Source organism: Amylolactobacillus amylotrophicus DSM 20534 (assembly GCF_001434555.1).
Lineage (GTDB): Bacteria > Bacillota > Bacilli > Lactobacillales > Lactobacillaceae > Amylolactobacillus > Amylolactobacillus amylophilus.
Map to the genome: position 1 here is coordinate 80,697 of NZ_AZCV01000002.1, position 13,209 is coordinate 93,905.

General features: G+C 46.3%; 11 protein-coding genes. 1 reads left to right on the forward strand and 10 read right to left on the reverse strand.

Annotated features, from left to right (window positions below; translation table 11 throughout):
* The 10 genes from FC62_RS07960 to pth all read right to left on the reverse strand — a co-directional run.
* A partial coding sequence (locus tag FC62_RS07960; RefSeq protein WP_083477851.1) for a lysine--tRNA ligase occupies window positions 1-1,010 on the reverse strand: 1,010 nt, incomplete at its 3' end.
* A 27-nt stretch (window positions 1,011-1,037) separates the two neighbouring features.
* Entirely contained in the window at window positions 1,038-2,057 is a 1,020-nt protein-coding gene (gene dusB, locus FC62_RS03300) for a tRNA dihydrouridine synthase DusB (RefSeq protein WP_054745324.1), read from the reverse strand.
* 61 nt (window positions 2,058-2,118) lie between these two features.
* Window positions 2,119-3,000 (reverse strand): Hsp33 family molecular chaperone HslO, encoded by an 882-nt coding sequence (hslO, locus tag FC62_RS03305; RefSeq protein WP_054745323.1) that lies wholly within the window; start codon window positions 2,998-3,000, stop codon window positions 2,119-2,121.
* A gap of 51 nt (window positions 3,001-3,051) precedes the next feature.
* Window positions 3,052-5,187, reverse strand: a complete 2,136-nt coding sequence (gene ftsH, locus FC62_RS03310; protein WP_056946635.1) for an ATP-dependent zinc metalloprotease FtsH — start codon at window positions 5,185-5,187, stop codon at window positions 3,052-3,054.
* A 71-nt stretch (window positions 5,188-5,258) separates the two neighbouring features.
* Window positions 5,259-6,635 (reverse strand): tRNA lysidine(34) synthetase TilS, encoded by a 1,377-nt coding sequence (tilS, locus tag FC62_RS03315; RefSeq protein WP_056946638.1) that lies wholly within the window; start codon window positions 6,633-6,635, stop codon window positions 5,259-5,261.
* A gap of 27 nt (window positions 6,636-6,662) precedes the next feature.
* Window positions 6,663-7,046 (reverse strand): S1 RNA-binding domain-containing protein, encoded by a 384-nt coding sequence (locus tag FC62_RS03320; protein WP_054745319.1) that lies wholly within the window; start codon window positions 7,044-7,046, stop codon window positions 6,663-6,665.
* Between the two features lies 1 nt (window position 7,047).
* The gene (locus tag FC62_RS03325) at window positions 7,048-7,458 is read right to left on the reverse strand and encodes an FtsB family cell division protein (RefSeq protein ID WP_054745318.1); all 411 of its coding nucleotides are present in this window, start codon (window positions 7,456-7,458) and stop codon (window positions 7,048-7,050) included.
* 111 nt (window positions 7,459-7,569) lie between these two features.
* Window positions 7,570-7,812 (reverse strand): RNA-binding S4 domain-containing protein, encoded by a 243-nt coding sequence (locus tag FC62_RS03330; protein ID WP_054745317.1) that lies wholly within the window; start codon window positions 7,810-7,812, stop codon window positions 7,570-7,572.
* The gene (gene mfd, locus FC62_RS03335; protein WP_056946642.1) at window positions 7,799-11,323 is read right to left on the reverse strand and encodes a transcription-repair coupling factor; all 3,525 of its coding nucleotides are present in this window, start codon (window positions 11,321-11,323) and stop codon (window positions 7,799-7,801) included. Before mfd ends, FC62_RS03330 begins: the two co-directional genes overlap by 14 nt.
* A 52-nt stretch (window positions 11,324-11,375) precedes the next feature.
* Window positions 11,376-11,933 (reverse strand): aminoacyl-tRNA hydrolase, encoded by a 558-nt coding sequence (gene pth / locus FC62_RS03340; protein ID WP_054746337.1) that lies wholly within the window; start codon window positions 11,931-11,933, stop codon window positions 11,376-11,378.
* Window positions 11,934-12,097: 164 nt separating this feature from the next.
* Between pth and FC62_RS03345 the strand changes: the two genes are divergently transcribed.
* A complete protein-coding gene (locus FC62_RS03345) occupies window positions 12,098-13,072 on the forward strand; it encodes an L-lactate dehydrogenase (protein ID WP_054746336.1) in 975 nt (324 codons plus the stop codon).
* Window positions 13,073-13,209: the final 137 nt, after the last annotated feature.

The window sequence follows — 13,209 nt, forward strand, 5'->3', positions numbered from 1 at the left end:
CGCGCTTCTTCTAGGGTCATCTGCTGCCAGAAGTCTACCCCTGTTTCCTGCTTGATGGCATCAACCATGTGTAGCCTTCTAAATGGCTTGCCTAAATCAATCTCGTGGTCCGCGTAGGGGAAAATCTCCTGGTCAAAGACGTTCTGGGCCACATACAGGAAAATTCCTTCGGTTTCATCCATCACATCTTTGAAATCAAAGTAAGCAGCATAGGATTCGAGCATGGTGAACTCGGGATTGTGCTTGGTATCGATTCCTTCATTTCTAAAGACACGGCCAATCTCGTACACGCGCTCCATCCCACCGACGATCAACCTCTTCAGGTGCAGTTCTAAGGCGATGCGCAAGTAAAGACTCATGTCGAGCGCATTATGATGGGTAATAAACGGTTTCGCAGCCGCACCACCAGCTTGGGTGTGTAAGACCGGTGTTTCCACTTCCGTGAACCCCACCCCATCAAGATAGCGTCTGATTGCGCTAATAATCTTGCTGCGTAATTGGAATCTTTCAAAGCTATCGTCGTTCGCAATTAAATCTAGGTAGCGTTGCCGATAAATTTGCTCCACATTGCTCAAACCGTGGTATTTATCGGGTAGTGGGCGCAATGCTTTGGTCAAGAAAGTCAGATGAGTAGCCTTCACCGTGAGTTCACCAGTATCGGTCTTCATCACTTCACCCTCGATGCCGAGAAAATCACCCAGGTCAGCTTTTTTGAAAATCTGGTAGTTCTCCTCACCAACCGCATCTTTTCTAACGTAAATTTGAATCCGTCCAGAACGGTCACGGATATCGGCAAAGCCGACTTTTCCCTTGCCACGTTTAGTCATCATTCGCCCAGCAATAGTTGCCGTTGGAATAGACTCCAGGAGGGTATCCTTCTCATCCTGGTCGTATTTCTCGTGCAAGTCACGAGCTAAATCCGTCCGCTCAAATCGTTGCCCAAACGGGTCGATACCCTGCTCCCGCAAGTCAGCCATCTTCTCGCGCCGAACGCGAAGCTGATCATTCATCTCGGGTTCCTTGTTTTGTTGTGCCACTTACATTGCCTCCTGTGTCGTTGCTCGTTGAGCTCTTTGTTGTTCCTGTGCCTCGTATTTTTCAACGAATTGGTCCAAAAGATCGTAGACCTCTTTTTGTGTCCATATCTCATTTATTTTAGCACGAGTACGGGTCGAACGGGGAACACCTTTTAAATAATATGCTGCCTGCCGCCGAAATTCCGGTACAGCAATTTTCTCACCCTTCAACTCAACCAACGCCGTGAGCTGTTCCTTCGCCGTTGCCACCTTTTCCCGCGGTGTCTGTTCTGGCAAAAGCTCACCGGTCTCTAGGTAGTGTTCCATATCCTTAATAATCCACGGATTTCCCAGTGCTGCACGGCCAACCATGACCGCCGTACTACCGACCTCATCGAGCATTCTCTTCGCGTCCTGTGGTGTCACGACGTCGCCGTTACCGATGAATGGAATGGTTAGGGCATCGTTGACCTGTTTCAAAATATTCCAGTCAGCCTTACCGGTATACATCTGTTTTCTAGTACGACCATGCATTGCGAGTGCGCTTGCACCAGCACGCTCAGCAGCGAGTGCGTTTGAAACGGCATAGATGTGCTCTTCATCCCAACCGGTACGCATCTTCACGGTCACGGGCTTATTCACCACATCAACTACGGCCGAGACCATCTCGTAAATTTTATTCGGGTCAAGTAGCCAGCGGGCACCGGCATCCGTCTTAACTACCTTCGGTACAGGACAGCCCATGTTAATATCGATAATATCAGCTTGGGTATTCTGGTCGATAAATTTAGCGGCCTGAACAAGCGTCTCTTTTGACCCGCCGAAGACTTGAATACTCATTGGGTGTTCAACTGGATCGACGTACAACATGTCCAGTGTTTTAGCATTGTTATGTATAATTCCACGATCGGAAATCATCTCACAGACAACCATGCCAGCGCCAAATTCCTTACAGATTACCCGAAAGGCAGAGTTACTAATTCCAGCCATTGGCGCAACTACAACCTGGTTTTTAATCTCTACATCCCTAATTTTCCACATACTGTTCTCCTCAATTCACTCGCACTATTCTAACAGTTTAGAAATATTCCTACAAGCCAGCCTATTTAGCTGAGAGCATTTGCTGTAGTTCGGCTTCACTAAACTCATAATGATTACCACAGAACTTGCAGCTAGCTTCCGCTCCATGATCCTCGTTAACCATTTCCAACAAATCCTTTCGAGCAAGCGTCGCGATTATTTTACCAAACTTTTCTTTGCTGCAATCACATTCAAAAGCAACAGGACTAGTCTCCAAAAGTTTGCAATCATCGCCGAGAATTTGTGCCAATAGCTGTTCTGGTGTTACACCAGCAAGAAATTGTTCTGATAGTGGGCGTAAATTTTTAATCCGTTGCTCCACCGTCGTAATCTGGGCTTCCGTGGCACCGGGCAAAGCCTGAAGAATAAAGCCACCCGCTGCACCAATCGACTCATTCGGATTAACAAACACAGCCAAGCCAACCGAGGAAGGTATCTGTTCAGATTGGGCAAGATAATAGGTTAGGTCCTCGGCAATCTCACCGGAAATTAAGGCAGATTGACCCGTAAAAGGTTCCTTTAATCCTAAATCTTTGGTGACTGCTAACAGTCCCTGACCAACAGCGCGGCCGACGTCAATTTTACCCGCCTTCGTGGTTGGCAAAGCAACATGCGCATTCTGAATATAGCCCTTCACTGTGTAGTCGGCCTTGCCCGTGGCAACAATCCCACCAACCGGTCCGTCTCCTTGAATCCGCACGGTCAATTCTTCATCATCCGTCAGTTCAGCCGCTGCAAGCAAAATCGTACCGGTCAACGTCCGGCCAAGCGCCGCGGAAGAAGCACTCCAGGTATCATGCCGTGAATGTGCATCCTCGACTAAGTTAGTCGTCCTAAGAGCAATCGCCCGGAAATTCTTCGTGCCATCAATCCCTTTAACTAGATAATCTGTCTTCTCGTCCATTTATTCCTCCACAAAAAATAGAGCCAACAGGCTCTATCTTGTTAACAATGATTAATTGTCTTTATTTGCGTCATCTTTGTCAACTGTTTTATCTTCTTCACTTGACTCTGAAAAATCTCCGCCTGTATTTGCTACATTAGTTGGCGCGGTTTGCTCATTGATGGCGTTCGTGTCATCCTCAGCAACTTTAGCATGATCTTTCTTCTCGGCAGCCTTCTTAGCTTCCTCGTAAGTCGATGCTTTTTCGCTTGGATATTCTTCACTGCCATCATCAGGCATGGAACCGGTATTGAACAATGAAAGAATTTGATCTTCATTCAGAGTTTCATACTTCAACAATGCCTCAGCAATTACCTTATGTTGTTCACGATGAGCTTCAATAATCTGTCTTGCTTGTTCGTGTCCTTCGTTAATAATTCGGCGAATTTCACTATCAATTGCAGCGGCGGTGGATTCACTGTAGGCAGGTGACTGACCATAGCCAGCTCCCACAAACGGTTGACCCTCTTGCTCCAATTGAACAGTACCGAGCTTCTCGGTCATCCCATATTGGGTCACCATGCCCCGGGCAATCTGTGTCGCCTGCTCGAAGTCATTTGAAGCACCGGTAGAAATCACGTTGAAGATAATCTCTTCAGCAGTGCGCCCACCCATCAAACCAACGATTTGTTCCATCAATTCCTTCTTAGTTAAGAGGAACTGGTCGTCCTTAGGTAATGTGATGGCATAACCACCTGCTCGTCCACGCGGAACGATAGTTACCTTCCGGACGGTACGGGAGTCGTTCAACACTAAACCGATAATGGCATGTCCAGCTTCGTGGAAGGCCACCATTTCGCGTTCTTTCTTAGAAATAACCCGGTCCTTCTTGGCTGGCCCGGCGATAACTCGGTCCTCCGCCTCATCAATATCCTCGGCATTAATCACATTTTTGTTGCGCCGTGCTGCGACAAGTGCAGCCTCATTCAACACATTCTCTAAATCGGCACCGACGAAACCTGGCGTTTGCCGCGCGATCATCTTCAAATCAACATCATCACCCAAAGGCTTGTTCTTAGAATGCACCTTCAAGATAGCCTCACGGCCCTTAACATCTGGCCGACCAACGAGAATCTTCCGGTCGAAACGGCCCGGACGAAGCAGCGCTGGATCAAGCACGTCAGAACGGTTAGTAGCCGCCATCACGATCACGCCCTCGTTACCGGTAAATCCGTCCATCTCAACCAGCAATTGGTTCAATGTTTGCTCACGTTCATCGTGGCCACCACCCATGCCGGCACCACGTTGACGCCCTACGGCATCGATTTCATCAATGAAGATGATTGCCGGCGCGTTTTTCTTCGCATTCTCAAATAAATCACGTACACGAGACGCACCAACACCGACAAACATCTCGACGAAGTCAGAACCGGAGATTGAGTAGAACGGTACACCAGCCTCACCGGCAACAGCTTTGGCCAGCAAAGTTTTACCAGTACCGGGAGGTCCCTCAAGCAGGACGCCAGCCGGAATCCGTGCGCCTAGAGCTAAGAATCTTCTCGGATCCTTCAAAAACTCGACGACTTCAACCAATTCTTGCTTCTCTTCCTCTGCACCCGCAACGTCCGAGAATCTTACCTTATTCTTCTTCGAATCTTGTGGCTTAGCTTTTGACTTGCCGAAGCTCATTACACCACGGCCGCCTCCACCGCCACCTTGACCACTCTGGCTCATCATCATCCAGAGCATCACAATGAAGAGGACGGTTGGTACAAGCATCACGATGGTTGAGATCCATGCACCTGATTGAGATTCACCCTGACTATTAATCTCGGTGCCACTCTTTTGGGCAAGATCCGAAACCTCTTTAACGGTCGAATCGTTACTCAATATTGTGGTAGTGAATCCAGTTACCTTACCCGATTGGCTGCCACCGAAGAAATCAAAGCTTGTGCTTGCTTTCTTCTTTGGTGTCTGCGCTTTTTTGTAATTACCAGAGACTGTATAAGCACCGTTTGACGGCTGAATATTAAATTCGGCAATCTTCTTTGATTTTAAATCTTTTACAAATTCCGTATATTTGATTGTTTCACTTGAACCGCTCGAATTACCTGAGCCGAGTGCCCAGTTAATACCAGCAAGTAGAATTACAAACACCACAATATAGAACAGACCATTTCCTAACAGTCGATTCTTATTATTTTTCATAGATAACCTCCGGAAATCCTCTTCGAATTACTAAAAAATGATACCACAAATACTAATAATCCACTAATTATTTATTTTTCTTTAGAGTTTTTTAATACCTGATAAATTGCATAGTGACAACTATTTTTTGGAATCACCTGATTGGTGTAGGCACAGTCTATCCATAAATAATCACGTGTCTCTTCATCGGTTAGCCCCCAGAAGTAATTGCGCACACTCGCTGGAATGCCCTGCGGCGCAAAACGCTTTTTGACTAGCTGATGTGCACCGTCACTGAGCCGCACCTTATCGCCAGGCTGCACTTGCCTAATGCCAAAGGTCTTGGTCTCACCGGCATAAAACGTGCCCAGCAGGATATGGTTTGGCAAAGCGGCCTTGTTCTTTGTAACAACGAAGACGTCACCGCCCACAACAAACTGCTTGTCGACTGCAATGTGCTTCGGTAAAGTCTGCAATAGCAGCTCCAACTGAGCGGCATCAACAAGAAAATAATGCTGTCTTGTAACAACCAGTTTAACTTGTTGTTTCAGTTCTAATACTTGACCTCCGTCAATTTTTGCCAGACGGGCCAATCTTTTTGCATCAACCTTCACACTTTTCTGGAGGTAACGGGCAATTAGCTTCTCGTACACGAGTGCCTGTTGGGCAGTTTCAAGGTCAGATAGTGCATCCCTTGGACCGACAAATAGCCCACGATGCCACTTGCCAAGTAGTTCCGGCTGCGGAATCCGTTTGACCAGGCTACTAGCAAGACCATCTAGTTGCGCCACCTGCTCCTGCATGAACAGCGCATTCTGCAAAATCTGCGAATTTTCTCCTTTAAGTAACGGCACCAGGTGGTGTCTAACCCGATTACGCATTGTGAAGTCTCTCTGATTAGTTTCATCCACGATGAAGGGAATCCGATTTACCTGACAGTAATCGAGTAACTCCTTCTTAGAGAAACCCATGAGTGGTCTGACAACGATCCGTTCTTGTTGCCTAACTACCGCCCTCGGACTAGTCATCTCGCGCAAATCACCCGAGCGAATCAACTTCATCAGAATATTCTCTAGCAGATCATCGGCATGATGCGCAGTAGCGATGAAACTGGCATTATACTTACGCATAAGCTCGGTAAAAAAAGAATAGCGAAATTCTCGCGCAGAAGCCTCTAGTCCCTTTGGCGGATGTTCTGCAATCGGCCACTGCTTATTCAAAACAGTAATATCTCTTGCAACGCAGTATTCTCGAAGCAACCGATATTCCGCCGCACTATCGGGCCGCAACTGGTGATCGACGTGCGCCACAATCAGTTTCATGTCATATTGGCGACTAAGCTGATAGAAGCCCGCCAGGAGTGACATTGAGTCTGGACCGGCAGAAACAGCTAAGATCACCGTCTGATTACTAAACGCTAGCTGTTGCTCTTTCAGAATTTTTTTGATTGAATTGCTAATTTTATCCACAAGTTTGTCCACTGATAAAAAAAAGGCCTAACGGCCATTGTTCTGTTCTTCTAACTGCTTAATCGTCTGATTTGCCTCGTCCAGCGTCTGACTTAGTATTGCTTCAAATTCTTCTGGCGCAGTCAAAGAGAAGATGTTAGTTGTATCCACTAACGCAGGATCATCTAAGCGAGATAGCGATAAACCAATTCGGTTGTTTTCATTACTCAATACAACCACGCGAACCTCGTCACCTATTTGATAACGTTCGTGGTCATTTGGCCAGTCGGTAAAGTCACTTCGGTGAACAAGACCAGAGTGGCCACGATCAATGGTCACGAAGATACCTAATGCGGTTATGTTGTTAATCCGCCCATAAAAACGCGAGCCCACACTAATATTAGCTAAATTAGCCACTGCTTTTTGCGCCATGTTACTCGCCATTCTGCGTTGAAAGTTCAAAGTCCCTTGTTGGCAAGTTATAGATTGTCTCACCGGGTTTTGAGTAATAATATTTGTAGCGAATCAGTTTCCCGACGTAAGTCTCATCCTTTAACTGCTTCACTTGGCCCTTTAGGACTTTGTTCGTCTGCTCAGCCTTTTGATATTGAACCTTGCTGGCACTGACCTGAGAATTAATCTTGCTGGTCCGCAGGCTCACCATTGCAATCTGAACAACGAACACCAAGATAAGCACGCTAAAGATGCCGATAATCCGGTTACGTCTTACACGGTGCACCTCACGCTCACGACGGGCCGCCTTCTTCTTTAAAATTTCATACTGTTGAGCCTCAGTTACTTGGTTGAAGATCCGGGGCCCGCTTGGGTTCTGTTGTGTATTCACAATAAACACCCCTTCGTGTCTACTAATTCTGACCCTCTGAATTGCAATATTTCTAGTCAGATACTGTTATTTTGAGTATAGCAAGCGCTACCTCAATTGTCTAGCAGCGATTTAGTCCATCACCTCGTATAAAGTGTTGGCCTCATCCTTCTTCGTCGTGTCCAGGATGTTAATGATCTTCACCTTCACATCCCTCGTGCCATAGTGAATCTCCAGCACATCGTTCACGGCAACGTTCGTCGAAGATTTTGCCACTTTATCATTGACGGTGATGCGCCCTTGATCGGCCATTTCCTTGGCGATTGATCTGCGTTTGATCAGGCGCGATACCTTTAAAAATTTATCGATTCTCATTCTTTACTCCAATCACTTCTTCAGTTTGGTTGAGGAAGGTTTCTAACTCTGCAAAAATCTGGCGTTCTTTATTCTGATCTGTTATTAATAACACTTCTAGCTCACCACGTTCATTTAAGTGAACCTTCACTCTTAGCTTAACATCATTAAGAGCTTTGAAGATGTTCTCTCCTTGCAATTCTTTGCTAATCTTCTGCGTGAAAACCACGTTGATGCCGATTTTGTTCTGCCTAATATTATGTACTTGTGCAAAATCAGCAGCGAGCTTGATGCGGGCGACCAAGAGCAAATGCTCAACGGCACTTGGATAATCACCGAAACGATCGATTAGCTCATCTTCAATTTGCTCTAACTCTTCGTTCGTCGTTACTTGTTTAATCTTCTTGTAGAACTCAATCTTTTGTCTTTGGTCATCGATATAATTATCAGGAATATACGCCTCGAGGTCAAATTCTACCTCTGCATTCGTCTTTTTAGCAGTCTTCTTCCCTTGCCTATTCTTGATCGCCTCATCAAGCATCTGAGCGTATAAATCATAACCCACAGAATCGATGAATCCGTGCTGCTGTTTACCTAAAAGATTCCCAGCGCCCCGAATAGAAAGGTCACGCATCGCGATTTTGAAACCAGAGCCCAGCTCTGTGAAGTCCTTGATCGCCGTCAGCCGCTTCTCTCCCACCTCGGTCAGCACCTTATTCTGCTTGTATAGGAAGTACGCATAGGCAATACGGCTTGATCGTCCAACACGCCCGCGGAGCTGATAAAGCTGTGATAACCCATAATGATCCGCATCCTCGACAATCAAGGTGTTGACGTTTCTCATGTCAACACCGGTCTCAATGATCGTTGTGGTCACAAGCACATCGAAGTCCTGATTCAAGAAGCGATACAGGATATCCTCCAATTGACGCTCGTTCATTCTCCCATGAATATACTCAATCCGCGCCTCTGGCACGAGCTGTTCTAGGTTAAAAACCACATTTTCGATATCATCGATTCTGTTGTGCAGGTAGAATACTTGGCCCTGACGCGCCATCTCCCGTAAGATAGTCTCCCGCACAATGCTTGGAATCTGTTCCGTCACGTATGTTTGAATTGGATACCGGTTACTTGGTGGCGTCTCAATCACCGATAAATCGCGCACACCGACCATCGACATGTGCAAGGTTCTAGGAATTGGGGTCGCGGTCAGCGTCAAGACGTCGACCTGTGCCTTAAGTTCTTTCAGCCGTTCCTTGTGTTTAACGCCGAAGCGCTGCTCCTCATCGACAATCAATAATCCTAAGTCCTTGAATTTAACGTCCTTAGACAGGATTCGGTGGGTCCCGACAACGACGTCAATAAGTCCTCGCTCGAGCTTATAGATAGTCTCCTTCACCTGGGCCTTACTCTGAAAACGCGAAAGAATCGCGATATTAACCGGGAAATCCCTGAAGCGTTCCTGCATCGTCTCATAATGTTGTTGAGCCAAAATAGTTGTTGGCACCAGAAATGCCGTTTGTTTACCATCCTGTGCCGCCTTAAATGCTGCTCTCAGTGCCACTTCCGTTTTACCAAAACCCACATCACCGACTAACAGCCGGTCCATCGGTCTGGGTCGCTCCATATCGGCCTTAATTTCCGCTATACTACGCAACTGGTCCGGCGTCTCTGGGTAGGGGAAACTCTCCTCGAACTGACGCTGCATCTCATTATCCTGCGAGAAGGCAAAGCCCCGCTCGCTCTCCCGCTTAGCATACAAGTCAACCAAATCATCGGCAATATCCTCAATTTTAGTGGCTACACTGCGTTTGGTCTTTGCCCACTCGGAGCCCCCAAGTTTGTTAATCTTTGGGAGCTTCCCCTCACTTGCTGTATACTTTTGCACCAATGCGAGTTGTTCTGCGGGGACGAAAAGTTGATCATGCTTCTGGTAGGTGATCGTGATATAGTCCCGCTTGTTCCCATCAACGGTCAGGGTCTTAATCCCCTCAAAGCGTCCGATACCGTGGTTGACGTGAACGACGAAATCACCGGGCTTTAATTCCGTATAGTTCCGAATTCTTTGCGCATTTTCGAGCGTGGGCATCCGCTTCTGTTTCTTCTGGCGCTGGTTGAACAGCTCTCGTTCCGTCAGGTAAACCAGGTTGACATCCGGCAGGCTGAACCCGTTCATAAACGAACCTACAGCAATCTGTACTTCACCCGGTGTTACCTCGTTCTTCTTTTGTTGCTGGCGGACGTCCACACCAAACTCCACGAGCGTCTGATTAATTGCCAGCGCCCGTTTATTTGAATCTGCCTGCAACACAACAGTCTGTTTTTGCTTTTGGTACTTAGTAATCTCCGCCTTAATCAGTGGCATTTGTGAGAAAAATTGCTCTACCTGACGCGTTTCTAAATTAAGCATCTGATCAAGTTTCAGACTACCCATGCCCTTTTGAAACAACGAAAGGTAAATCTTCGACTGCTTACTTGCTTTCACCACCGCACCGAATTCAAATTGATTCTGTAACCGTGGCGCTAACCGCAAGCCCTTCACCTCATCATCGATGAACGTCTGGTTCTCCGTATCCGACTCCTTGACGTCTTTCAACAAATTGTTCCAGTCATCGAAAATCACCAGGCCATCCTGGCTCAAATAATCAAGGATGCTGGCAGGTCTAGGTAACAGAAACTGGAGCAGTAATTGGGCGTGCTCCGGCAACTGCTTCTCCCTCAACGCTGCAAGTGTTGGAGCATAGTTTTGCAATAATTCATCTAATTCACTGACGTCTAGCTTGCCCTGATTCTGCTTGATAGCACCCTCAATTTGGTCTGCTACTTCGGGCAGTCGTTGCCGATCGTAGACACGGTCAAGTGCTGGCAAAACAGTGAAGTTGTCTAGACTCTGGTCGCTTCTCTGGGTAGCTAAATCAAACTCTTTAATAGAATCTAACTCATCGCCGAAGAACTCCAACCGCAGTGGTTTCTCTCTGTTTAGTGGATAAATATCAAGGATATCACCGCGGATTGCGAACTCGCCCGGCCGGGCCACCAACTTATCTTTCGTGAAACCGGCGTACACAAACCATTCGTTAAGTTGCTGGATATCATATTCCCGCCCCAATTGGAAGTCGATTTTGTTGGTCAGAAAATCCTGTGGCTGACTAAGCTGATATTGCAGTGCCTGTGCCGTAGTCACGACTACACCGCTTCTCTTACTGCCCAGAAAATCTAAGGCGAGGATACGTTCTGCTAACTCATCTGGTGAAGAAAAGGCCCCTTGGGTCGCCAGCAATGGGTCAACCGGGAAGGTGTAACTTTCGTTATCCTGTAGTATTCCAGCTAATTGCTCTGTCAGTTCCTGCGCTCTGGCCTCACTTTCAGCCACGTAGATAATTGGTTGTTTAATTTGGTACAACAACAATTCCAGCACCAAGGAAACAGCATTGGGATTTACGCCTGTCAGTAGTGAACGTCCTTTGGTCGGGACCGCCTCAATAAATTTCTTCAACTCACGATTCTGTAGGACTAAATCTAGCAGCTGCATCTGGTTTCTACCTCGTATTTCATCGTGGCGACTACCACGTCTATTGCCAAAACTAATTATACTTGTTCATCAACTCCTGCACACTCACGCCGGCGATAAAGTCGTCCAGCGCACCCTGCGCAACCGAATATGAGTGCTGCATCAGAGCTGCATCATCCTTTTCAAAGGGCGTTAGTACCCAGTCGATTACCTTCTCCCGCTTTGGGTGTTGAATCCCGATTTTTAAGCGCAAAAAGTCTTGGGTACCAAGGTGAGCAATCACGCTCTTGATACCATTATGGCCACCGGCAGAGCCGCTCTCACGAATACGCAGTTTGGCTAATGGCAAATCCATGTCGTCTTGAATAATCAGGATATCAGCTGGCGCAATCTTGAAGAAGCGCGCGTACTCTCCCACTGCCTGTCCGGATTCATTCATATAAGTTAGGGGCTTTAATAAGATGACGTGCTCGCCGTTAATTCTGGTTTTCACATACAAACCATTAAATTTCTCGTTCAAGAGACTAACATTTTTCGCATCCGCATACTGATCAAGTGTCATGAAGCCGACATTGTGTTTCGTATTCGCATACTTAGCGCCTGGATTCCCCAGGCCAACAATTAATTTCATTACTCTGCACTCCTTTTGTCGTTTGAAAATTATAGCACATTGGCAGCCATTGATTTAAGCCACTACACCCTATTAGTGAAAAATTTAACCAAATTCTTTTTCTATATATGTTATACTTTTACTTGGAAAAAGATTCCAATTATCTATTGAAGGGACGTATATTCATGTCAAGAAACGAAGAACCACAAAAAGTTATGCTCGTCGGTGACGGTGCTGTTGGATCAAGTTTTGCATTTGCAATGGTTCAACAAGGTGTTGCCCAAGAGTTCGGTATCATCGATGTTGCAAAGGACAAGACCAAAGGTGATGCAATCGACTTAGCCGATGCCATTCCTTGGACTGCACCAAAGAACATTTACTCAGCAGAATACTCAGACTGTAAAGATGCTGACGTCGTAGTCATCACAGCTGGTGCACCACAAAAGCCAGGTGAAACTAGACTTGATCTAGTAAACAAGAACCTTAAGATTTTGAGTTCAATCGTTGAACCAATCGTTGAATCAGGTTTCGAAGGAATCTTCGTTGTTGCTGCTAACCCAGTTGACATCCTGACTCATGTAACTTGGAAGCTTTCTGGTTTCCCTAAGGATCGCGTAATCGGTTCTGGTACTTCACTTGATTCTGCTCGTCTTAAAAAGCGGATTGGTGAAATGGAAAATGTTGACCCACGTTCGGTCCACGCATATATGCTTGGCGAACACGGTGACACTGAATTCCCAGCTTGGTCACACGCAAACGTTGGTGGTGTAAAGGTTACTGATTGGATCAAAGCACACCCAGAAGTTGGCGAGAACAAGACTGAAGAAATCCACAAGCAAGTTGCTGATGCTGCATACGAAATTATCAACCTTAAGGGTGCTACTTTCTATGGTATCGGTGCTGCACTTGCAAGAATCGTCAAGGCTATCTTGAACGACGAACATGCTGTGCTACCACTTTCAGTTCATTTGGAAGGCCAATATGGCTTGAACGACATCCATATCGGTACACCTGCAGTTATCGGACGTAAAGGTTTGGAACAAATTATCGAAATGCCATTGAACGAAGAAGAGCAAGCTTCAATGACTGCTTCAGCTAAACAGTTGAAGGAAGTTATGGACAAAGCTCTTGTTGAAACTGGTATCAAGACTCGTCAATAATCTGCCTTTTAGAGAAGTGCCAAACGGCACTTTTTTTTTGCGCTAATTCAACTCCCGGTGTTCCGTGCCCTCTACTCAAAAAATATTTCATACATTAATTTATTTTTAATGTAAAGTATGATATCATCTGAGAGTAA

Excerpts from the sequence above, each read along its gene's own strand:
- dusB (WP_054745324.1), bottom strand. The coding sequence starts at position 2,057 with ATGTGGAAAATTAGGGATGTAGAGATTAAAAACCAGGTTGTAGTTGCG.
- hslO (WP_054745323.1), bottom strand. The coding sequence starts at position 3,000 with ATGGACGAGAAGACAGATTATCTAGTTAAAGGGATTGATGGCACGAAG.
- ftsH (WP_056946635.1), bottom strand. The coding sequence starts at position 5,187 with ATGAAAAATAATAAGAATCGACTGTTAGGAAATGGTCTGTTCTATATT.
- FC62_RS03320 (WP_054745319.1), bottom strand. The coding sequence starts at position 7,046 with ATGGCGCAAAAAGCAGTGGCTAATTTAGCTAATATTAGTGTGGGCTCG.
- FC62_RS03330 (WP_054745317.1), bottom strand. The coding sequence starts at position 7,812 with ATGAGAATCGATAAATTTTTAAAGGTATCGCGCCTGATCAAACGCAGA.
- mfd (WP_056946642.1), bottom strand. The coding sequence starts at position 11,323 with ATGCAGCTGCTAGATTTAGTCCTACAGAATCGTGAGTTGAAGAAATTT.
- pth (WP_054746337.1), bottom strand. The coding sequence starts at position 11,933 with ATGAAATTAATTGTTGGCCTGGGGAATCCAGGCGCTAAGTATGCGAAT.
- FC62_RS03345 (WP_054746336.1), top strand. The coding sequence starts at position 12,098 with ATGTCAAGAAACGAAGAACCACAAAAAGTTATGCTCGTCGGTGACGGT.